Annotated in this window: 17 protein-coding genes; 12 read left to right on the top strand and 5 right to left on the bottom strand. The window is 68.1% G+C overall.

Features of this window, described 5'->3' with window-relative positions:
* Window positions 1-6 precede the first annotated feature (6 nt).
* Complete coding sequence (locus H5V44_RS10220) at window positions 7-387, top strand: Rid family detoxifying hydrolase (protein ID WP_185193012.1); 381 nt, start codon at window positions 7-9, stop codon at window positions 385-387.
* 83 nt (window positions 388-470) lie between these two features.
* Window positions 471-2,285, top strand: a complete 1,815-nt coding sequence (locus H5V44_RS10225) for an aldehyde ferredoxin oxidoreductase family protein (RefSeq protein WP_185193013.1) — start codon at window positions 471-473, stop codon at window positions 2,283-2,285.
* A gap of 28 nt (window positions 2,286-2,313) precedes the next feature.
* On the opposite strand, the gene fdhF is transcribed toward H5V44_RS10225, so the two are convergent.
* Window positions 2,314-4,464 (bottom strand): formate dehydrogenase subunit alpha, encoded by a 2,151-nt coding sequence (gene fdhF / locus H5V44_RS10230; protein WP_185193014.1) that lies wholly within the window; start codon window positions 4,462-4,464, stop codon window positions 2,314-2,316.
* Window positions 4,465-4,680: 216 nt separating this feature from the next.
* Between fdhF and H5V44_RS10235 the strand changes: the two genes are divergently transcribed.
* On the top strand, window positions 4,681-5,238 hold the full coding sequence (locus tag H5V44_RS10235; RefSeq protein ID WP_185193015.1) for a hypothetical protein: 558 nt from the start codon (window positions 4,681-4,683) through the stop codon (window positions 5,236-5,238).
* Between the two features lie 44 nt (window positions 5,239-5,282).
* On the opposite strand, the gene H5V44_RS10240 is transcribed toward H5V44_RS10235, so the two are convergent.
* Entirely contained in the window at window positions 5,283-6,998 is a 1,716-nt protein-coding gene (locus H5V44_RS10240; RefSeq protein ID WP_185193016.1) for a formate--tetrahydrofolate ligase, read from the bottom strand.
* A 269-nt stretch (window positions 6,999-7,267) separates the two neighbouring features.
* Between H5V44_RS10240 and folP the strand changes: the two genes are divergently transcribed.
* From folP to H5V44_RS10255, 3 genes are read left to right on the top strand one after another with little or no spacing between them, the layout of a single operon-like run.
* Entirely contained in the window at window positions 7,268-9,742 is a 2,475-nt protein-coding gene (gene folP / locus H5V44_RS10245) for a dihydropteroate synthase (protein ID WP_185193017.1), read from the top strand.
* A 45-nt stretch (window positions 9,743-9,787) separates the two neighbouring features.
* Window positions 9,788-10,369: a hypothetical protein gene (locus tag H5V44_RS10250; protein WP_185193018.1), complete on the top strand. Its 582-nt coding sequence runs from the start codon at window positions 9,788-9,790 to the stop codon at window positions 10,367-10,369.
* A 26-nt stretch (window positions 10,370-10,395) separates the two neighbouring features.
* Window positions 10,396-10,608 (top strand): hypothetical protein, encoded by a 213-nt coding sequence (locus H5V44_RS10255; RefSeq protein ID WP_185193019.1) that lies wholly within the window; start codon window positions 10,396-10,398, stop codon window positions 10,606-10,608.
* Window positions 10,609-10,841: 233 nt separating this feature from the next.
* Here the strand turns inward: H5V44_RS10255 and H5V44_RS10260 are convergent, their stop codons facing one another.
* Window positions 10,842-12,635, bottom strand: a complete 1,794-nt coding sequence (locus tag H5V44_RS10260; protein WP_185193020.1) for a BCCT family transporter — start codon at window positions 12,633-12,635, stop codon at window positions 10,842-10,844.
* A 518-nt stretch (window positions 12,636-13,153) separates the two neighbouring features.
* Between H5V44_RS10260 and H5V44_RS10265 the strand changes: the two genes are divergently transcribed.
* Both H5V44_RS10265 and H5V44_RS10270 read left to right on the top strand, forming a co-directional pair.
* A complete protein-coding gene (locus H5V44_RS10265; protein WP_221625675.1) occupies window positions 13,154-13,549 on the top strand; it encodes a hypothetical protein in 396 nt (131 codons plus the stop codon).
* Window positions 13,550-13,650: 101 nt separating this feature from the next.
* Window positions 13,651-13,806, top strand: a complete 156-nt coding sequence (locus tag H5V44_RS10270) for a hypothetical protein (protein WP_185193022.1) — start codon at window positions 13,651-13,653, stop codon at window positions 13,804-13,806.
* Window positions 13,807-13,887: 81 nt separating this feature from the next.
* Here H5V44_RS10270 and H5V44_RS10275 read toward each other — a convergent pair whose 3' ends face one another.
* Window positions 13,888-14,331, bottom strand: a complete 444-nt coding sequence (locus H5V44_RS10275) for a universal stress protein (protein WP_185193023.1) — start codon at window positions 14,329-14,331, stop codon at window positions 13,888-13,890.
* 202 nt (window positions 14,332-14,533) lie between these two features.
* A complete protein-coding gene (locus H5V44_RS10280) occupies window positions 14,534-16,711 on the bottom strand; it encodes a heterodisulfide reductase-related iron-sulfur binding cluster (protein ID WP_185193024.1) in 2,178 nt (725 codons plus the stop codon).
* A gap of 343 nt (window positions 16,712-17,054) precedes the next feature.
* Between H5V44_RS10280 and H5V44_RS17830 the strand changes: the two genes are divergently transcribed.
* The 4 genes from H5V44_RS17830 (at window position 17,055) to H5V44_RS10295 (ending at window position 21,671) form a co-directional block, all read left to right on the top strand.
* Window positions 17,055-17,189: a hypothetical protein gene (locus H5V44_RS17830; protein ID WP_281381256.1), complete on the top strand. Its 135-nt coding sequence runs from the start codon at window positions 17,055-17,057 to the stop codon at window positions 17,187-17,189.
* Between the two features lie 206 nt (window positions 17,190-17,395).
* Entirely contained in the window at window positions 17,396-19,933 is a 2,538-nt protein-coding gene (locus H5V44_RS10285) for a GcvT family protein (protein WP_185193025.1), read from the top strand.
* A 9-nt stretch (window positions 19,934-19,942) separates the two neighbouring features.
* Window positions 19,943-20,698: an electron transfer flavoprotein subunit beta/FixA family protein gene (locus tag H5V44_RS10290; RefSeq protein WP_185193026.1), complete on the top strand. Its 756-nt coding sequence runs from the start codon at window positions 19,943-19,945 to the stop codon at window positions 20,696-20,698.
* 1 nt (window position 20,699) lies between these two features.
* On the top strand, window positions 20,700-21,671 hold the full coding sequence (locus H5V44_RS10295) for an electron transfer flavoprotein subunit alpha/FixB family protein (protein WP_185193027.1): 972 nt from the start codon (window positions 20,700-20,702) through the stop codon (window positions 21,669-21,671).
* Window positions 21,672-21,681 lie beyond the last annotated feature (10 nt).

Raw genomic sequence — 21,681 nt, forward strand, 5'->3', positions numbered from 1 at the left:
GAGCGTATGAAACGGACTATCAGCACCGACGACGCACCCGCCGCGGTCGGCGCGTACAGCCAGGCGACGACGAACGGCAGCCTCCTCATCACCGCCGGCCAGCTCCCGCTGACCGTCGACGGCGAACTGCTGGACGACGAGCCGGTCGCCGAACAGACCAGACAGTGCCTCCGGAACGTCGAGGCCATCCTCGAATCCGAGGGGCTGTCGCTGTCGGACGTGTTGAAGACGACCGTCTTCCTCGACGACATCGACGACTTCGACGCGTTCAACGAGGCCTACAGCGAGTTCTTCGAGGAGGCGCCGCCCGCCAGAAGCGCGGTCGGCGCCGGCGCGGTCCCGAAGGGTGCCGCCGTCGAGATCGAGGCCATCGCGACGACCGAGTGAGCGCCGTTCCGCGTCGTTAAGTCGCGTATCGGCCGACGGGACCGTAACAAACGGTTAATGAATCTTCGCTCGCAAACTCCGGTATGACCGACGCGGCCGCCCACCTCCTTGAGGTCGATCTGACCGACCGCACGGTCGAGCGCGAGCCCGTTCCGGAGCGGTGGCTGGCCGACTACATCGGCGGCAAGGGCCTCGGCGCCCGGTACCTCTACGACCGGCTCGACGCCGGGACCGACCCGCTGGGCCCCGACAACCACCTCCTCTTCGCCCTGGGACCGCTCTCCGGCCTGCTCCCCGGCGAGACGCAGTTCGCGGCGATCACCCGCTCGCCGTTGACCGGCACCTTCCTCGACTCCTACAGCGGCGGCGACTTCGCCGACGCGCTCGTTGGCGCGGTCGACGGCGCGCTCGGGATCGCGATCACCGGGCGGGCCGACGAGCCGGTCGTCCTCGAACTCGACGACGGCGAGGCGACGCTCTCGCCGGCGGCGGACCTCTGGGGCCGGGACGTCGTCGAGACCTGCGAGGCGCTCGAAGGCGCGGTCGCCTGCGTCGGCCCGGCGGGGGAAAACCGGGTCACCTACGCCACAATCGCCTCCGACGGCGGCGACCACCACGCCGGCCGCGGCGGTGCGGGGGCGGTGATGGGCGCAAAGCGGCTGAAGGCGGTCGTCGCGCGCGGCACGCCTCCGGAACCGGACCCCGAGATCGCGGCCCTCCAGGAGACCTACAAGCGGCGCTACCGCGAAACCGACGTCGGACGGTGGCACGCCGCGAGCGCGACCTTGGAGACCGTCGACTTCGCCGACGAGGTCGGCGTGCTCTCGACCCGCGGGTGGCAGGAGGGCTCCTTCGACGGCGCCAGCGACATCGGGATCGAGGCCGTCAGGGAGGCCGCGATCGACCGCGAGCGCGACGGCGAGGGGGTCGTCGGCGGGTTCCGCGTCGAGACCGACGCCGGGGAGTCGGTGCCGCGGGGCGGGACCCCGATGTCGCTGGGCGCGGGGCTCGGCATCGACGACTTCGACGCCGTGGCGGCGCTGGGCGGGACCTGCGACCGCCTCGGGCTCGACGTCATCAGCGCGGGCAACGCCGTCGCGTGGGCGATCCGCGCGGCCGAGGAGGGCGTCGTCGACCCCGCGGAGATGGGGCTCGACGCCGACGCGCGCCCGGCTTTCGGCGACCGCGAGGCCGCCCGGGAGACTATCGAGGCGATCGCGGCCCGGGAGCCGGGGGTACCCGACGCCTTGGCCGACGGCGTCGAGGCCGCCGCCGACCGGCTGGGCGGCGCCGACCTGGTCCCCACGATCAAGTCGATGGAGGTCCCCGCCTACGACCCCCGCGGGTCGCCGACGATGGCGCTGGCGTACGCCACGAGCGACCGCGGGGCGTGTCACCGCCGGTCGCTGCCGGCCGAAACCGAGGTGTTCGGCGAGGAGTGGGACGACGCCGACCGCGTCGAGGTGGTGCTCCGCGAACAGACGATCACGGCCACGCTCTGGAGCCTGATCGCCGACGACTTCGCGGGGGCCGTCCTGGAGGACGACCTCGGCGCCGAGTGGCTCGCCGCGGTCGACGCCGTCGCCCCGACGGATCCGGCGGAACTGCTCCGCGCGGGCGAGCGGATCTGGACGCTGACCCGACTGTTCAACGTCCGCGAGGGGTTCGACGCCGCCGACGAGACCCTGCCGGCGGCCTTCGAGCGCCCCGTCAGCGGCGGGCCCGCGGACGGCCGCGGGATCGACGCGGGGTGGTTCGACCGGCTCCGGCGGCGCTACTACGCGGCCCGGGAGTGGGACGAAAACGGCGTGCCCTCGCAGGGGCTGCTCGACCGGCTGGACCTCCTGGACGTCGTCGACGGCGAGACGCCGGTGGCGCGGGAACCGGTGACGCAGTAAAAAGTCGGAATCGGGCTCCGGCGGTGGGTCAGTCGTCCGCGGGCGCGTCGGCGGCGTCGGCCTCGGCGTCGTCGGTCGTGACGCTGACCTCGATCTCCACGGCTGCGGCCTTGTACTCGGGGATCTTCGCGCGTTCGTCCAGGACGTCGTTGGTGAGGCGGTTGCCCGCGGCGTCGGCGAAGTGCGGCGTCGTCCAGACGGTGCCCTCCTTCGTGTCCTCGGTGACCCGCGCCTCGACCTCGATCTCGCCGCGCCGGGATTTGAGCGTCACGTAGTCGCCGTCCTCGATGCCGTAGCGGTCGGCGTCGTTCGGGTGGACGTCGACGAAGTTCTCCGGTTCGACGCGGTTGAGCGTCTCGGAGCGTCGGCTCATCGTCCCGGTGTTGTAGTGTTCGATGATGCGGCCCGTCGTGAGGATGAGCGGGTACTCCTCGTCGGGGGTCTCCTTGGGCGGCTGGTGTCTCACGCCTTCGATCCGGCCGAGACCGCTCTCGGTGGTGAACCCGTCGTCGTAGAGGTAGTCAGCGCCCTCGTCGCCGGGCTCGTAGCAGGGCCAGTGGATCCCCTCCTCGCCGAGGCGATCGTAGGTCATCCCGTGGAAGATGGGGGCGACCTGCCGGAGTTCCTCGAAGACCGCCTCGGGGCCGTCGAAGTCGAAGGAGCCGTCGCCGAACAAGCGGTTGCCGACGTCACAGAGGATCTCGAGGTCGTCTTTGGTGTTCGGGTGGACCTTGTCGACGCCGCGCATCCGCTGGGTCCGGCGGTCCGTGTTGACCACCGTCCCGTCGCGTTCCGCCCACGACGTTGCGGGAAGGATCACGTCGGCGTACTCGGCGGTCTCGGTCTTGTAGATGTCCTGTACCACCATGAAGTCGAGTTCGTCGAGGCGCTCCTCGACCCGGTTGGTGTCGGGTTCGCTCATCACGGGGTTTTCCCCCATGATGTAGAGTCCGTGGATCGTGTCGCCGATCTCGTGGGAGACCTCGACGTTCGTCAGGCCGGGTTCCGAGGGGATCTCGAAGTCCCAGACCTCCTCGACGTCCGCACGGACCTCGGGATCGGAGACGTCACGGTACCCCGGGAGGACGTTCGGCATCGCACCGACGTCCGACGCGCCCTGGACGTTGTTCTGGCCGCGCAGGGGGTTGACGCCCGTCCCCGGTCGACCCAGGTTGCCCGTGATCAGCGCGAGGTTGATCTCGTTTTGGACGTTGTCGACGCCGCAGGTGTGCTGGCTCATCCCCATCCCGGTGAAGATGGCGGCGTTGTTCGCCATCGCGTACTTCTCGGCGGCGCGTTCGATGTCCTCCAGCGGGACGCCGGCTTCCTCGGCCGCCGCTTCCTTGTCGAAGTCCGCGAGGGTCTCCGTGAGGTGCTCGAAGCCCTCGGTGCGCTCCTCGATGAATTCCTCGTCGATCCAGCCCTCGTCGGGGTTCTCCTCGTGCTTTTCGAGGATGGTCTTGATGACGACGTTCAGCAGGGGGATGTCGGTCCCCGGTTCGAGCTGGAGGTGCATGTGGCGGTCGGTTTCGTCGATCTTGAACGACCGCGTGGTCTTGTTGGCGTGGGGGTCGACCTGGATGACCGTCGCCCCTTCGAGGACGGCCTGCCGGAAGTACTGGCTGTTGGCGATGGGATGTTGCTCGCCGGGGTTTGCGCCCTGAATCCAGAACACGTCGGCCGCTTCTTCGAGGTCGGCCATACTGTTCGTCATCGCGCCCTCGCCGAGGCTGTTCTTGAGGGCGTACACCGTCGAGGAGTGGCACATCCGGGTGCAGGTGTCGACGCTGTTGGTGCCGTAGCGTCGGGCCAGTTTCTGGATGAGGTAGTTCTCCTCGTTCATCGCCTTCGAACACCCGTAGAAGCCCACGCCCTGCGCGGAGTGGTCCTCGCGGATGCGCTCCATGTTCTCGACGACCACCTCGTAGGCCTCGTCCCACGACGCCTCGCGGAGTTCACCGTCGTCGTCGCGGACCAGGGGGTCGGTCAAGCGGTCCTCGTGGTTGACCGATTGCGTCGCCGCGCCGCCCTTGATGCAGATGCTACCGTCGTTGACCGGCGCATCACCCCACGGACGGAACGAGACTTCGCCCTCGTCGTCCTGTGCGATCTTGATGCCACAACCCACACCGCAGTACGGACAGATCGTCTTGACTGGTTCCTGTTCTTCACTTGACATAGTGTTTTGCCTCCGCGTGTTCGGTCATCTCGTCTAGAGACGACCCCGGCCACGAGTATGAATCTTTCCTCACACCCGGCGGCGGCGGGCTGTTCGGCGGATTCGGGCCGTGGAACTGTCGGGCGTGCGATGGGTTGAGTCCAGGGAGCCGCGGACTGCGGTCGCCCGGCCGCGACGGAGGGAAACGTTGAGGCGCGCGGCGGGAGTAGTCGAGGTATGGACCTCACCGCCGACGTCGTCGCCGAGCAGTCGGAGAAATACCCGGAGGTACAGGCGCTGTCGACCGTCGAGGAGGAGCACCGCGAGCTCCTCCCGGAAACGTTCGAGGGGGGCGACTACGGGTGGCGCGACGCCGAGTGGGTCGTCCAGTGGTACGGCCGCCGGTTCCTGGGCGGGTTCCCGAACCGCGACCGCCGGGCGCTGGAGGACGCCTACGGCGACAACGACTACGAGGACGTCCACGACGCTATCTCCGCGGCCGTCGACGCCGAGGACGCCGCGGAGATGCTGGCGCACCTGACCGAGCTCGCCGGCGTCGACGTCCCCATCGGGTCGGCGTTCTGCCAGTTCATCGACCCCGAACGGTACGTGGTCGTCGACGACCGGCAGTGGGGAGTGCTCCGGGCAGCCGGGGAACTCGACGCCGACTACCCGGACCCGCCGACACTTGAGGATTACGAACGGTATCTGGAAACTTATCGGGCGGTCGCCGAACGGTGTGACTGTTCGCTGTGGGACCTCTACAAGACGCTGTGGGTGCTCGGTCAGGAGTAGCGTGAGCAGCGGCAAAAGACCGCGTCGCGACCGCCCCGTCCGGCTTAGAACAGGCCGCTGATGTTGCCGTCCTCGTCGATGTCCATCCCGGCCGCGGCAGGTTCGGCGGGCAGGCCGGGCATATCCAGCACGTCACCCGTCAGCACGACCAGGAAGCCCGCGCCGGCGGAGGGGTACAGCTCGCGCACGTCAAGTTCCCACCCCGAGGGCGCGCCCTTCTTCGAGGCGTCATCGCTCAACGAGTGGAACGTCTTCGAGAGACACACCGGCATGTCGCCGAAGCCGAGTTCTTCCATCCGCGCGATGTCGTCCTCGGCGCTACCGACGTAGTTGACGCTTTCCGCGCCGTAGACCTCGGTTGCGACCGTCTCGATCTTCTCCTTGATCGACGCCTCGTCGGGGTAGAGGTGGTCGAAGTCGTCCTCGTCGGCCTCGTCGGCCGCCTCGATCACGTGCTCCGCGAGGTCGACGCCGCCCTCGCTGCCCTCCGCGAAGACGTTGGACTCGGCGATCCGGACGCCGAGGTCCTCCCGGCAGTGGTCGAGGACGGCCTGGACCTCCTCGTCGGAGTCGTCGGGGAAGCGGTTCAACGCGACCACGACGGGTACGCCGAACTTCTGGAGGTTCGCGACGTGTTTGTCGAGGTTCTCGAAGCCGGCTTCGAGTTCCTCGACGCCGGCCTCCGTGACCGCGTCGAGGTCGGCGGGCCACATCCCCATCCCGTGGTACTTCAGGGCGCGGACGGTCGAGACGAGCACGACCGCGTTCGGGGTCATATCGCCCAGCCGGCAGACGATGTTCATGAACTTCTCGGCGCCGAGGTCGGAGCCGAACCCGGCCTCCGTAACCAGATAATCGCCCATCCCGAACGCCGTCTTGTCGGCGATCAGGGAGTTGGTGCCGTGGGCGATGTTCGCGAACGGACCGCCGTGGACGAACGCGGGCGTGCCCTCGATCGTCTGGACGAGGTTCGGCTTGATCGCGTCCTTCAGGAGCATCGTGACCGGGCCCGTGGCGTCTAAGTCGTCGACGGTGATCACGCCGCCGTCCTTCTCGTAGGCGACGATGATCCGGGCGACGCGCTCCTTGAGGTCGCCGAGGTCCTCGGCGAGACACAGCACCGCCATCAGTTCCGACGCCGCCGTCAGGAGGAAGCGATCCTCGCGGGGCGTGCCGCCGCTCTCCCCGAGGCCGACGACCATGTTCCGGAGCGCGCGGTCGTTCATATCCATCGAGCGCGGCCAGGAGACGTCGTTGACGTCGAGGTCGAACTCGTCGCTCTGTGAGATCTTCGCGTCCAGCATCGCCGAGATGAGGTTGTGCGCCGACGTCAGCGCGTGGAGGTCGCCCGTGAAGTGGAGGTTGATGTCCTCCATCGGCAGCACCTGGGAGTAGCCGCCGCCCGCCGCACCGCCCTTTACGCCGAAGACCGGCCCGAGCGACGGTTCGCGGATCGCGATCATCGCGTCCTCGCCGACGTGGTTGAGCGTCTGGCCGAGGCCGACCGTGGTGACGGTCTTGCCCTCGCCCATCGGGGTCGGCGTCATCCCCGTCACGAGGATGAGGTTGCCCTCCTTGTTCTCGGCGTTGTCGCGGAGCCGAGTGACCGCGTCGTGGCTCAGTTTGGCCTTGTAATCGCCGAACAGTTCGAGGTCCTCGCTCCCGATGCCCCACGAGTCCAGAACGTCCGTGATGTGCTCTTTTTCGGCCGATTTCGCGATCTCGTAGTCTGTCGGGAACCCGCCGTCGTCGTCTGACATTATACCCGCCAGTCCCGCAGGGGATCACCTAAGGGTACCGAAGTCACCACGGAGCGGTCGCGAACGTACCAACGCGCCGATACGACGCGTTTCCGGAGCCCGGCGGGTGCGGCCGGCGCGCGCGACGCGCTCACTCGGCGTGAGGATGAGGTGCGCGTGAAGGATCGCGCGGGCGCGGACCGGGATCGACCCCGAGCGGGGGCGCGACCGGCCCCCGCGACGGCCCGTCCCCGACACCTTAATCAGGTGACCAACGCCGAGTACGGCGTATGGACTACCACGCGGCCGCGGACTATCTCACCTCGTTTCAACAGCGCCGGCCGAAACTCGGGATCGACACGACGGCCCGGATGCTGTCGCACCTCGGCGACCCCCACCTCGACGTCGACTGCGTGCAGATCGCGGGCTCGAACGGGAAGGGCAGCACCGCGCGGATGCTCGACGGCGTCCTCCGCAACGCTGGCGTGAGCGTCGGGCTGTTCACCTCGCCGGGGCTGAACGACTTCCGGGAGCAACTCCGCGTCGACGGACGGAAGATCCCGAAATCGCTGCTGTCGCAGTACGCCGAGGAACTGGTCCCCTGCATCGACCGGCTCCGGGCGGACGACGACGAGCCCACACACTTCGAGGTGTTGACCGCGGTCGCGCTCCGACACTTCAGCGAACTGGACGTCGACGTGGCGATCCTGGAGGTCGGGATCGGCGGCCGGTACGACGCCACCAGCGCGGTCGACCCGGTCGCCAGCGCGGTCACGAGCGTCAGCCTCGAGCACACCGAACTCCTGGGCGAGACCGTCGAGGAGATCGCCCGCGACAAGGCCCAGGTCGCGCCGAAGAACGCGCCGCTCGTCACCGGCGCCGACGGCGACGCCCTGGCGGCGATCCGGGAGCTCACCGACGTCGTCACCGTCGGCCCGGACGACGCCGACCCCGACGTGGTCGCGGTCGAGACGGGGATGCGGTCGCCGGTGGAAAGCGAGGTCTCGATCCGCGGCCCGGGGTGGTCGGTCGACGCCAACCTCCCACTCTTAGGCTCCCACCAGGCCACCAACGCGGGCGTGGCCGCGACGCTCGCCCGCCAGGTCGCCGACGCCGACCGCGACGCGATCGCTGCCGGCCTCCGGTCGGTGACCTGGCCCGGCCGCTTCGAGATCATGAGCCGGGACCCGATGATCGTCCTCGACGGGTCGCACAACCCCGGCGCGGCGGCCACGATCGCCGACCTCGTCGGACGGTACGACTACGACGACCTCCATCTGGTCTTCGCGGCGATGTCCGACAAGGACTACGAGCGGATGATCGAGTCGTACCCGGAGATCACGGCAGCGTACGCCACCCGGCCGGATCTCGACCGCGCCGAGGACCCCGCGGTCCTGGCCGACGCGCTCTCGGGGTACGCCGACGGCGTCGAGACCGTCCCGTCGGTGCCGGAGGCGACAGAGCGCGCGATCGCCGCCGCCGGCCCCGACGACTTCGTGCTCGTCACCGGGTCGCTGTACGCCGTCGCGGAGGCGCGGGACCGGTGGACGCGGCTGCTCGTGCCCACCGCCCGCACGCGAACGACACACACCGGAAACTCGTTCGTCGGCGCCGCGTTCGGCGCCGACGCGGCCACCGGAACCGGTACCGGGGGACCGGAGCGCCCCGAACGCGACGGCCCCGTGACCGCCGCCGACGTCGATCGCCGGCTGTTCCGAACCCACCTCCGCCCGGACCAAGCCGAGCGCGTGGCCGAGCACCTGTCGTCGATCGGCGGCCAGTGCCACCGCTCGGACGCCGGCAGCCCCGAGAAGCTGGTCGCGACGGTGCTTTCGGGGACGACCACGCAGTTCCGCGAACTCGCGCGGACGCTGTCGGCGGAGGGGCTGGGGCTCCGCCGCGTGGCCGAACAGCTGGCGGAACAACTCGATCCGAACGGCCGGACCGCCGACGCGCGGCTGGGGCCGATCGCCGACGACGGCACCGCGGTGATGGGGATCCTCAACGTCACGCCCGACAGCTTCCACGACGGCGGGAAGTACGAGGCCGTCGAGGCCGCGGTCGACCGCGCGGAGGCGATGCTCGACGCGGGCGCCGACGTGATCGACGTCGGCGGCGAGAGCACCCGGCCGGGCGCCGAGCCCGTCCCGATCGACACCGAGATCGACCGGGTGGTGCCGGTGATCGAGCGGCTCGACCACCTCGACGCCCCCATCTCGGTCGACACCCGGAAGGCGGCCGTCGCCGACGCCGCCCTGGAAGCGGGCGCCGACATCGTCAACGACGTCTCCGAACTCGCGGACCCGGCAATGCCCGGGGTGGTCGCGGAGCACGACGCCGGCCTGATCCTGATGCACAGCCACTCCGTCCCGGTCGATCCCGACAACGATCCGGTCTACGACGACGTCGTCGAGGACATCCTCGAGGAACTGACCGAGCAGATCCTCCGGGCCGAGCGCGCGGGCGTCGACCGCGACAGCATCGTGGTCGACCCGGGCTGTGGCTTCGGGAAGGTCGCCGCCGAGTCCCACGAGCTGATCGACCGCGCCGGGGAGTTTTCGGCGCTGGGCTGTCCGGTGATGATCGGCCACTCCCGGAAGTCGATGTTCGCGGGGGCCGACGTCGCCGGCGACGACCGGCTGACGCCGACGATCGCCGCGACTTCGATCGCGGCCGACCGGGGTGCCGACGTGGTCCGAGTCCACGACGTCGCCGAGAACGTCGCGGCGATCCGGACCGTGACCGGCGGGATCGGCGGGGAGTGAGCCGGCTCCGATAGGCTTTCACACCCGGCCGCACTACGGTCCGGTGTGTTGTGTCAGACCGCGGCCACGGTAGGACCGGCGACGGCGCTCCCGCTGCAAGCGTTCGAGCCGGTCGCCCGACTCGGGTCCTCGCCGCCGACCCGGGCGATGGCCGCGTTCCTCGCGAGCACGCTCGTCGGGGGGTTCGTGGTGTACCGGTACGGCGGCCGCGTCGACGACGCGGTCGAGGCGTCGACGGCGAACCCGCTCGTGTCTGCGGTCTACGGTGTGATGGCGTACGGCCTGGTGGCCTTCTTCGGCGCGTACGCGTTCAGCCAGCTCTCCAGGGTCGGCGTCGGGGCGACGGCGGTGGCAACCGTCAGCGGCCTCGCCTTGATCGGCATCCTGCTGTCGCTCGGCGGGGTCGGGTACGCCGTCTTGGGGACGTGGCTCGCCGACGCCGCCGGCTTCCGGGATCCGTTCCTCGGCGTGGCCGCCGCCGGACTGGTCGGCGCGGTGGCCGTCCTGGCGTTGCCCACACTGCCCGGCACCGTCGCGTGGTTCGTCGTCGCGGCGATCGGGCTCGGCGGACCGGTGAAACGCTGGGTCCACGAGGACAACGCGAAACGCCAGGCCAGGGAAGGCTGATAGGGGACGGGAGCGTACGTGGGTGTATGGTCGTACTCCAGCTCCCCGTCGAGATGCTCACCCAGCTCGTGACCATCGCGGGGGCGGTGATGCTCGCGGTGATGCTCGCCGCCTTGGTCGGGTTCGCCTACCAGAGCCTGACCGGCGACGGCATCGAGTGGCCCGACGACGACGCGGGCGGGGAGGGCGTCCAGCGGCGGGCCGACGGCGACGACGACGACGAGTGGAAGTACTACTGAGCGACACCGACGCCGGCCGGGGGCCGGGAGCACCGTTCGACGGGAGTCGCGGTCGACGACGCGGCTGCCCTGTGTGAAAGCATTGACGCCACGGTTCGTAGCGTAGATGCGCGACGGCGCAGCCGCTCGGTGTGGGAGTGCGGAAGCACCGACCCCCCGGGAACGGGCGGTCGGCGAAAACGAATCAGTTGTTCAGTTCCGTACGTCGGAGCGTCGCGGCGAGGGTCGGCTGCTCAGTCGCCGCCCTCCGTCTCGCCGCCTCTGATTTCGGTGACCGTCTCGTCGCCGGTGGTGACGATGTCGACTTCGTCCTGATCGGTGAGGTCCTCGATCCGATCCGCGAACTCCTCGGATTCGAGGATCTCGTACTCGTTTTGGAGCCCGAGATACACCGTGTAACACATCAGGACCAGGATGACCCCGAAGGGGAGCCCGGTCGTGATCGCGGCCGTCTGGAGCGCGCTGAGGCCGCCGCCGACGAGCAGGACCGCCGCGACCGCGCCCTCGGTGACCGCCCAGAAGATGCGCTGGACCTTCGGCACGTCGTGCTTGCCGCCCGAGGTCAGGTGGTCGATGACCAGCGACCCCGAGTCCGACGACGTGACGAAGAACGTGATGACCAGAAGCGTCGCGAGCAGCCCCGAGACCGGAGCAAGCGGGAAGTTGCTCAGCATCGCGAACATCGCGACGGTCTGGCCCTGTTCTGCGACCGCCGACGCGATGCCGGCGCCGCCCTGAAGCTCGACGAACAGCGCGGAGCCGCCGAAGGTCGAGAGCCACACGAACGAGAACATCGACGGGAGCACGAGGACCCCGAGGACGAACTCACGAACGGTCCGGCCCTTCGAGATCCGCGCGATGAACATCCCGACGAACGGCGACCACGCGATCCACCAGCCCCAATAGAAGACGGTCCACGACCCCATCCAGCCCTGGACGGTGTAGCCGCCGAGGGCGGCGCCGCCACCGACGATGCCGGTGAAGAAGCTGAGCTCCAGGAAGTTCTGGAGGTAGGCGCCGAGCCCGCCGGACAGCGTGCCCAGGATGTAGAGGGTCGGTCCCACGATGAACAGGAACGCCAGCATCGCGAACATGATGTAGAGGTTCGCGGTGCTGAGCCGTTTGACGCCGCCATCGAGGCCGGCTGCGACCGACAGCGTCGCGATTCCGGTGATGCCGGCGATCAGAAGCACCTGCGGAATCGTTCCCGTGGGGACGCTCGCGACCCCGAGCAGGTTCCCGAAGACGTAGTTGAGTCCGGTGTTGACCTGTGCGACGCCGAGACCGAGCGACGTCGCCAGGCCGAACAGCGTCGCGAACACCGTGACCAGGTCGATCAGGTGGCCCGGCCACCCGTAGATCCGCTCGCCGAGCAGCGGCCAGAAGATCGACCGGAAGGTCAGCGGCAGGCCGCGGTTGAACGAGAAGAACGCCAGCCCCAGCGCGACCAGCCCGTAGATCGCCCACGGGTGGAAGCCCCAGTGGAAGAACGTCTGGGCCATCGCGGCCGACGCCGCGGCCGCCGTGCCGCCCGAGGCCTCGAACGCCGGCGGGACGACCATGAAGTCCGACGCGCTGCTACCGAAGTGCCACATCGGCTCGGCGACGCTGAAGAACATCAGGCCGATCCCCATCCCGGCGCTGAACAGCATCGCCATCCACGAGAAGTCGCTGAACTCCTTTTCGGCCTCTACGCCGCCGATACGGATGGACCCGTACTTGCTGGCGGCGAAGTACACGATCGTGAGGATGAACAGGTTCACCGCCAGGATGTAGAACCACCCGAACGTGCTGTTGATGAACGTGAAGATGTCGCTGTACACCGACGCCGCCGCGTCGCCGAGCAGGATCGTCGCCGCGACGAACGCGACGATGATTACCAGCGCAATCGGGAAGACGATCGGGTGAACGTCGAACCCGAACTTCTGGATGTTGGTGTCACCCGGCTCCCGGTCGGAGTCGGGGTGGAACAGCTCCACCTGCAGTCCGTCGGACATCTCGCCGGTGGTGTCGTCGCTACCTGACATACGGTACCTCCGTTTCGCTTCTCCGGTGTTTGTTCGTGATCATATGTGCTGCTGCCGCAACGGACGCTTCCGTTCGCTTACCCCCTCGGAGTGGTCCGCTCCCCGTTTCCGGTCGTCGAACTGTACGTCGTCTCGGGGGCGTGCCCCGTTACCGTGTGGTGTGATTGGCTCACTCCTGAGTGGGATGGTACACTACCTCACAACATAGCAATCGCTATATTATAATAAAGGTTGGGCAGGGAGATGGTCTCCAGGGTCTGAAACTCCCGTTAGGAAGGAATTGAGCGTTGCCGGACAGCGACTGGCGGGTAGTTTTATCATATCGAACGCCTCGCGGTTCTGGCCGGCTACGGGACGGGAAACCAGGATATGTACTGGTATGTAGGAAGCGCACACGCACACCGAGTGCGCGTACGCGTCACATAGAGTGTCTGCTCGCGGAGCCGGAGTGCACACCTGCGTGGCATTAAGGTAGACACGGCCCATACGGACACACAGTGATCGAATCGTTACTTGTTGTGGTTCGGTGGCTCCGGCGGGCCGGGCTCCGGATCCTCGCACCGTTACAGAAGAACCCCGACAACGCCGGGTTTCGTCTGTCGAGTCCCGAGACCAGCACGACGACGATCGACGGCGACGTGGGGTGGGGCTCCCGGCCGCCGGCGATGCTCCGGTGTTCCCGGTGCGACAGCGACGTGGTACAGCGACATCCACACGACGACATCGACTGTCCCCGGTGCGTTGCGGAGCACTCCCACGAGGAGTTCACCGACCTCGAACTGCAGTACCTCCGGTGTCCGGTCTGCGGCGACGAGATGGAGCACGGCCAGCGCCACCCCGAGTCCATCGACGTGCCGGAGTGGGCGACGTGTCACTCCTGCCGGTACCACTGGGAGTTCAGACACGACTTCTGACGATGTCGGCGTGCCGGTACCCGCTGCTGTCGGATGCCGTCACGCGAGCGTCGCTGACAGTATGACGACAGTATTATACCGATTCACGCCGGCACCGGGGTATGGTCAACTACCTCGCCACCGTCGCTGCGGTCCTCGTGGTCGTGCTCTTCGGGGTTGCGCTCTACGCGCTGTCGGTGGGGCGGTACACCGCCGCGGGCGTGAGCTTCTTCAGCGCCAGTCTCGTGATCTACTTTCGCGAAAGCCGGCTGGTGTGAGTCCGGCGGCTGTGGCGGGTTCGCGGGCATCTATGCGGGTCGACGGAGTGGTGATCGACGGGCGAAGCCCGTCGCGTACGGTTACACCTCGTCCATCTGCATCCGCTGGGTGATCACCGGCACCGCCGCGGTCCGGACCACCTTGTCCATCGTGCTGCCGAGGATCCCGCCGATCTTCCCCCGGTAGGCCGATCCCATCACGATGGCGTCGATTCCCTCGGCTTCGGCGTAGTCGACGATCTCCTCGCTGGGAGTGCCCGTGCGGATCGTTGAGGAGTACCCGACGCCGTGTTCGGCGGCCCGGTCGCCGAGGGAGTCGAGGATGTTCTCGCCGTACTCACGGTACTCCTCGCGCATCCGCTCTTCGTCGTCCCGGAGCGACAGCGCCCGCGGGGCGCCGGGGAGGTCGATGACGTAGATGCCCTGAACGTCGGCGTCGAGCGCGGCCGCGAGTTCGAGCCCGTGTGTCGCGCCTTTCTCCGATTCGTCGCTCCCGTCGTACGGAATGAGTATTGTCTGGTACATCGGCCTGGAGCAATGAGATTGACACGATCCACTGGGAAATAGTTTTCCGAGCCACGGCGGGAAACGATGGCTGAACCGGGGTGATCGGCGGGTTTCCACCCGCTCCCCGGGTCTCGGATCCCCGATATGTCGTGGGAGGGGTCGGCGGACGGAGACGCCGGACCGGCGGGCGGGGCGCTCGAACCGGCGGGGCGAGCGCCTGTCAGTCGGCGGCAGCGGTCGCACCCGCCGCCGCATCGGGGTCGGGGCGGCTCTCGATCGCCTCGACCAGGAGCTCCGCGACGTCGACGATCTCGATGTCGTCCTCGTAGCCGCCGGTCTTCCGGCCGTCCTCGTACATCGTCATACACATCGGGCAGGCGACCACGAACTTCTCGACCGCGTCGCCGGCGTCGGTGTCCTCCAAGGCTTCACGCATCCGCTCCTCGCTGGGTTTGGTCTCCTCGTCGATGTCCATCCAGAGACCGCCGCCCCCGCCGCCACAGCAGAACGATTCGTTGCGGTTCCGGGGCATCTCCGAGAGCGTCGCGCCGGTGGCGCGGATGAGCTCCCGCGGGGCCTCGTACTCGTCGTTGTACCGCCCGAGGTGGCACGGATCGTGGTAGGTGACGGTGTAGTCGAGTTCGTCGCCGGAGAGCCCGAGTCGGCCGTCGTCGACCAGTTCCTCGACCGCCTGGGTCCAGTGGAGCACCTCGATCTCGCCATCCTGGTTCCACTCGCCGTCGTACTCGAAGTCGAGCAGCGGCTCGTCGGCGAACGCCTCGTAGTCGACCTCCGGATACTCGTTTGTGAACGTGTTGTAGGAGTGGGGATCCGTACAGATGATCCGCTCGGGGTCGACGTCCTCGAACTGCTCGACGTGCTGGCCCGCGAGGTCGACGTAGAGGAACTCCTCGCCCAGCCGGCGGATGTCGTTGCCGTCGTACTTCTCCTCTTCGAAGAGGATGCCGTACTCCACGTCGGCGCGCTCCAGCAGCTTCGCCAGCGACCGGGCGACTTTCTTGTTGCGCTCGTCGTAGCTGGGGTAGTCGCCGACGTACCAGAGGTACTCGACGTCCTCCTCGCGGGCGTCGGTGATGTCGAACTCGAGTTCGTCGGCCCAGTCGGCGCGCTCGTCCGGCGGGTCGCCGAAGGTGTTGCCCATCATCATCACGTTGTCGAAGGTGTCCTGGACGTTGGAGTCGACCTGGCCGGTGTCGGTGAGCTGGCGGTTCATCCGGGTGAACGACTTCAAATGCTCGATATCGACGGGACAGGCGTCCATACACGCCATACACGCCATACACGACTCCATCGTCTCCGCGTCGACCACGCTCTCGCCGCCGTCGGCGACGATGTCGATCGCCTCGGCCTCGCCAGCATCGCGCCGCTCGCGGTACTGTTTCAGGTCGAGAATCACGTCCCGCGGGTCGAGGTTTCGGCCCGACGACTCGGCGGGACACGCCGCCGAACACCGGCCACACTTGGTACAGGCGTCCTGGTCGAGCAGCTCCTTCCAGGAGAAGTCGTCGATGCTCTCGGCACCCGTGTCGGCGTCGAGATCCGCCGGGATCCCGGGCAGCCGCGCGCCCGCCTTCTCGTCGCGGGTCACGATGTTGGCGTACGACGAGAGCATGTGGAACGGCTTGCTGTAAGGGATCGCCGCGACGAACGCCAGCGCCAAAAGCGAGTGGGACCACCAGACGGCGGGGTAGATCGCCGCCGCCGTCGACTGGCTCATCCCCGCGAGCGCGAGCACGTCCGCGACGAACCATCCGACGAAGCTCACCGTCTCGAAGGCGGGGAAACCGGTCCCGAGAATGCGGACGCCCTCCGCGAGGTAGCCGCCGACGCCCAGGAGGAACAGCGTCCACACGAAGAGGTCGTCCTCGACGGTGGTGTGTTTGCCCCGGAGCCGCCACTTCCGCGCGGCGTACCGGCGGTAGAGCGCGACGCCGACGCCGACGACGAACAGCAGCCCCATCGCGTCCATCACCAGCGAGTACGACAGGTAGAAATCACCCACGAAGAAGGACTGCTCCCGGCCCGTCAGGCCGGTGAGCGGCCGGTAGACGTCCATATCGATCGCGAGGATGGTGGTCCCGATCAGGAGCGTGAGAAACCCCCACATAATGAACGCGTGCATCACGCCGCCGGCGGTGTCGCGGTCGAACAGCTTCCGGTTCGAGAGGGTGATCCGCGTCGCCTCGACGATCCGGGTCGGGAGGTCGTCGAGCCGGTCGAACCAGTCGTCGGTCCCCTCTGTGTAGCGGGCGACCCGCCGGTAGACGCCGTAGACGAAGATCAGGATCGCAACGGCCGCAAGGACGTAGAACAGTATCTTGCCCGCGTGGCTGATCTGCCAGAACGTCTCCCTGGTGACGGTTCCGTCTGCGACCATACGTCCGTGATTCTCGAATCTCGGAATAAAAGTTGCCACGAACGGGGGGCAAACCCGGCAGCGTGACGGCCGCACACGTCGCCGACATCCCCGATTTCGGCCGGACGGAGGGACCCGCGTCCACGGCACGCCGGTACCGGCCGGCCGGGACGCACGAACCTCATCGTGTCTTTTTACTGTTATATTGTGGTTCGCCATCCGGTGTCCGGATCGTGACCGGGCCACCGAAGATACCGGCCGACGCGGGGGACGTCCGCACCGACGCAACGAGTATCGGTTTCGTCGCCGCACCGGTGTGGGCAGTACTGTTTTGTTCGCGTGGCCCTCAATCCAAAACAGGCAGATGAACGTGCCCGCCCGTTTCGACCACCCCGCGTGGGTCGCCGGCGCCGCGACCGCCGTCAGCTACGGGGTCGGACTGGTCGCGATGTTCGTGCTGCTGTTCGTACTCCCGTTCCTGGTGTTCGCGGGGCTGTAGCCGCCTCTCGGGCCGGTCTGGGTGTTCGAGCCCGCCGCGGTCGCCAGCCGCGCGTATAAAATAGGGTTGATTTTTGATCACGTGATTAAATATGCGAGATTCGGGAAGCATAGCGTATGCGCCGGACGGGGAACACGTTCGGCGCAACGCACGGGACTCGCGACCGGATAGCGCCACAGTGAGGGAACCCAACGCAACCGAAACCAATGAGCACGAACGACTTCCCGTCGAACGCGGGTACGGTAGTCATCGGATCTGGTATCGTCGGCAGCTCCCTCGTCGGGGAGCTCGCCGAGCGGGGACGCGACGACATCCTCCTGATCGACAAGGGCCCCCTCTCCGATCCCGGCGGCTCGACCGGCCACGCCTCGAACTTCATCTTCCCGGTCGAGCACAGCAAGGATATGACCCAAATCACCTCCGAGAGCCGGGACATCTACCGGGAGTTCGGCGTCTTCGAGAACTCCGGGGGGATCGAGGTCGCCCGGACCGAAGAGCGGATGGAGGAGCTGAAGCGCCGCGTCGTCTCGGCGAAGGCGTTCGGCGAGGAGGCCGAACTCCTCACCGCCGAGGAGGTCGGGGAACTCGTCCCCTTCGTCAACACCGACATCGTCGAGGGCGGCTTCTACAGCAAGGGCGCGGGCACCTGTGACCCGCTCCGCGCCGGCGAGCTGTACCGACAGCAGGCCAAAGACGCGGGTGCGCTCCGGACCGCCCCCAACACCGAGGTGACCGACCTCCACGTCGAGGACGGCGAGATCGCCGCCGTCGAGACCGACCGCGGAACGGTCCGGGCCGACGAGGTCGTGATCGCCGCCGGGCTGTGGAGCCCCAAGATCGCCGAGATGGCCGGCGTCGACATCCCGCTGACGCCCGCCGTCCACCAGCTTGTTTCGGTCGGGCCGATCGAGTTCTTCGAGGACACCGAAGGCGAGATCAACTACCCCGTCGTCCGGGATATGGACTCGCGGATGTACGAGCGCCAACACGGCAACGACCTCGAGGTCGGCTCCTACGAGCACCGCCCGATCCTCTGGGACGTCGAGGACGTCCCCTCGATCGAGGAGTCGCCGCTGTCGCCGACCCAGCCGCCGCTCACCGAGGACGCCTTCGAGCAGTCGATGGAGCACGCCTTAGAGATCGTGCCGGAGGTCCTCGACGACCCCGGCGCGGGGATCCGTCACTCCATCGACGGGCTGCTGTCGGTGACGCCCGACGGCCACCCGCTTCTCGGCCCGATCCCGGAGGTCGATGGGCTGTGGTCGTGTGCCGCCATCTGGATCAAGGAGGCGCCCGCGATCGCGCGGGAGGTCTCGAAGTGGATGACGAAGGGCCACCCCGACATCGACATCGTTGCCCACGACCACGTCGCCCGGTTCGACGAGTACGGCGAGACCGATGCGTTCGTCGAGAGCCGTGCCCACGAGGGGTTCCAGAAGATCTACGGCATCGTCCACCCCCGCGAGCAGTGGCAGTCCACCCGGCCGCTCCGGACCAGCGGCTTCTACCACCGCCAACAGGAGCTCGACGCCGAGTTCTTCGAGGCCGGCGGGTGGGAGCGCCCCCGGTGGTTCGAGTCCAACGAGGACCTCGTCGAGGAGTACGACGAGGAGATCGAGGGGCTGCGCCGTCCCAACGAGTGGGACAGCCGGTGGTGGTCGGAGATCACGCTCGCCGAGCACCTCCATCTGCGTGACAACGTCGGGATGATCGGCGACACCGGGTTCGGGATCTTCGACGTCGTCGGCGGCGACGCCGCGGAGAATATGGAGCGGATCTGCGTTGCGGAGATGCAGTCGCTCGATCCCGGCGAGTCGGTGTATACTCCGGTCTTGGCGCCCAACGCCGGCTTCGTCTCCGACCTGACGGTGGCGCGGCTCGGAAACAACCACTACCGCGTCATCACCGGCGGCGCCCACGCCGGCCAGGACAAGACCTGGTTCGGCCGGCATCTGGAGGGCGACGCAGAACTGATCGGCCGGTCCTCGGAGCTGTGTACGCTGGGCGTGTGGGGCCCGAACGCCGAGGCCCTGCTGGACGAGATCACCGAGGAGGAGATGAGCGCCGAGAGCTTCGACTTCGCCGAGATGAAGGACGTCACCGTCGGTCCGGTGGAGGTCAAGGCGTTCCGCATCTCCTACGTCGGCGAGTTCGGGTGGGAGCTGTACTGCCCGATGGAGAAGGGCCAGCGCCTCTGGGACACCGTCTACGAGGCCGGCCAGGAGTACGACATCCGCCCGGTCGGCACCGGCGTCTACGGCGAGACCGGCCGGATGGAGAAGGGCTACCGGCTGATGGGCGCGGAACTGGAGATCGACTACAACCCCGCCGAGGCCGGCCTGACGCTCCACGGGGTCAAAGAGGAAGACTTCGTCGGCAAGGAGGCCTACGCCGAGGCGCTCGATTCGGAGACCGCCGCAACCCTGTGTACGATGTCGGTCACCGACCACGCCCCCGACGGCGGCGAGCCCCGGTTCATGACGGGCGGCGAGCCGATCCTCGACGGGGACGGCAACGTCCTGATCGACGACGAGGGGCGGCGGTCCTACGTCACCTCCGCCGGCACCGGCCCGTCAGTGGGCAAGCACCTCCTGATGGCGTACCTGCCGCGGGAGTACGCCACGGAGGGCCGGGAGCTACAGGTCGAGTACTTCGGCCAGCAGTACCCCGTCGAGGTCGAGGTCGCCGGCTACGGCGGCGTGTTCGACCCGGACAACGCGCGGCTGTTCCGCAACGAGTACTGAGCACACACAATGGAGATACTCACCGCAATCAAACGCGTGCCGGAAACGGGCGCAAAAGTCAGCCTGACGGAGGACAGAACGGACATCGACACCACCTCGCTTGGGTTCACCATCAGCCCCCACGAGGAGTGTGCCGTCGAGGAGGGCGTCCAACTGGTCGAAGAGCAGGGCGGCAACGTCACCGCGCTCACGATGGGGAGCCCGGAGGCGACCGAACAGCTCCGAGAAGCCATCGCGATGGGCGCCGACGACGGCATCCTCGTCGAGACCGACGGCGAGAAGCGGGGACCGGTCGCGACCGCGAAGGCGATCGCCGACGAGGTCGACGCCGCCGACGCCGACTTCGATCTCCTGGTTTTCGGCAACGAGTCCGCCGACTCCGCGAACCACCACGTCGGCGTCCGGGTTGCCGAGGAGCTCGGCCTCCCCGCGGTCACCGGGATCAAGGAGTTGGACCTCGACGGCAACACCCTCGTGGCGGAACGCGAGATCCCCGGCGGCGCGGAGGTGTTCGAGGTGGACCTGCCAGCCGTCGTGACGGTCAAGGAGGGGCTGAACGATCCGCGATACCCCTCGATGCGGGCGAAGATGCAGGCCCGGAAGGCCTCCGTCGACACCGTCGCGGCCGAATCGTACGACGACGGCCTCGAGTTGGTCGAACTCGAAGTCCCCGAGACCGACGACAGCGCCGCCGAGATCCTCGGCGACAGCCCCGAGGCCGCCGGCGAGGCGGTCGACGTCCTCGAGGAACTGGAGGTGGTCTGAGATGGTGCTCACCTACGTCGAATACGACGACGGCGGCGTCGACGACGTCTCCCTGGAGGCGCTGACGCTCGCCCGCGACGTCGCCGACGCCGAGGGCGAGTCGCTGGAGGCGATCGCGTTCGGCGCCGACGCCGAGGGCGTCGCCGCGGAACTCGGCGCACACGGGGTTGCGTCGCTGACGACTGTCGACCACGGCGACCTGGACGGGTACGCGCCGGAGGGGTACGCCCGGGCGATCGTCCAGTACGCCGAGGAGTCCGGCGCGGGGACCGTGATCGCCCCCGGGACCGACCGCGGGGCGGAGACGCTGTCGCACGTCGCCGCGAAGCTCGACGAGACGATGGCCGCGGAGGTCACCGACGTCGACGTCGGCGACGCCTACGAGATCACCCGCCAGCGGTGGGGCGGCACGCTGATCGAACACGCCGAACTCCACGCCGACACCAACCTGCTCACGGTCGCCGCAAACGAGCTGTCGGCCGCCGACACCGGGGGCGACCCGGCCGCGGTGTCGACGTTCACGCCCGACCTCCAACCGTCGGACCTCCGGGTCAAACTCGACCGCGTCGAGGAGTCCGACGCCGAGGGCATCCCGCTGGCGGAGGCCCGCGTCGTCGTCTCCGGGGGTCGCGGCACCGACGGCGACTTCTCGGAGATCGACGCGCTGGCCGAGCGGGTCCCCAACGCCGCGGTCGGCTCCTCGCGGGCGGCGGTCAACGAGGGGTGGCGCCCCCACGACGACCAGATCGGCCAGACCGGAAACAAGATCGCCCCCGAACTGTACGTTCCCTGTGGGATCAGCGGCGCCGTCCAGCACATGGTCGGGTGTAAGGGCGCCGAGAACATCCTCGCGATCAACACCGATCCCGAGGCGGCGATCATGCAGAAGGCCGACTACGCGATCGTCGCGGACCTCCACGAAACCGCGCCCGCGATCGCCGAGGAGTTGGAAGCTCGCGGCCACGCGGAGTAGGCGGCGCAGT

The sequence above is a fragment of the Halobellus ruber genome (genome assembly GCF_014212355.1).
In the GTDB taxonomy this organism is placed as follows: domain Archaea; phylum Halobacteriota; class Halobacteria; order Halobacteriales; family Haloferacaceae; genus Haloquadratum; species Haloquadratum rubrum.

Coding starts and splice junctions, on each gene's coding strand:
- H5V44_RS10275 (WP_185193023.1), bottom strand. CDS start 14,331: ATGTACCAGACAATACTCATTCCGTACGACGGGAGCGACGAATCGGAG.
- folP (WP_185193017.1), top strand. CDS start 7,268: ATGGACTACCACGCGGCCGCGGACTATCTCACCTCGTTTCAACAGCGC.
- H5V44_RS10260 (WP_185193020.1), bottom strand. CDS start 12,635: ATGTCAGGTAGCGACGACACCACCGGCGAGATGTCCGACGGACTGCAG.
- H5V44_RS10270 (WP_185193022.1), top strand. CDS start 13,651: ATGGTCAACTACCTCGCCACCGTCGCTGCGGTCCTCGTGGTCGTGCTC.
- H5V44_RS10285 (WP_185193025.1), top strand. CDS start 17,396: ATGAGCACGAACGACTTCCCGTCGAACGCGGGTACGGTAGTCATCGGA.
- H5V44_RS10255 (WP_185193019.1), top strand. CDS start 10,396: ATGGTCGTACTCCAGCTCCCCGTCGAGATGCTCACCCAGCTCGTGACC.
- fdhF (WP_185193014.1), bottom strand. CDS start 4,464: ATGTCAAGTGAAGAACAGGAACCAGTCAAGACGATCTGTCCGTACTGC.
- H5V44_RS10235 (WP_185193015.1), top strand. CDS start 4,681: ATGGACCTCACCGCCGACGTCGTCGCCGAGCAGTCGGAGAAATACCCG.
- H5V44_RS10240 (WP_185193016.1), bottom strand. CDS start 6,998: ATGTCAGACGACGACGGCGGGTTCCCGACAGACTACGAGATCGCGAAA.
- H5V44_RS10225 (WP_185193013.1), top strand. CDS start 471: ATGACCGACGCGGCCGCCCACCTCCTTGAGGTCGATCTGACCGACCGC.
- H5V44_RS10220 (WP_185193012.1), top strand. CDS start 7: ATGAAACGGACTATCAGCACCGACGACGCACCCGCCGCGGTCGGCGCG.
- H5V44_RS10290 (WP_185193026.1), top strand. CDS start 19,943: ATGGAGATACTCACCGCAATCAAACGCGTGCCGGAAACGGGCGCAAAA.
- H5V44_RS10280 (WP_185193024.1), bottom strand. CDS start 16,711: ATGGTCGCAGACGGAACCGTCACCAGGGAGACGTTCTGGCAGATCAGC.
- H5V44_RS10295 (WP_185193027.1), top strand. CDS start 20,700: ATGGTGCTCACCTACGTCGAATACGACGACGGCGGCGTCGACGACGTC.
- H5V44_RS17830 (WP_281381256.1), top strand. CDS start 17,055: ATGAACGTGCCCGCCCGTTTCGACCACCCCGCGTGGGTCGCCGGCGCC.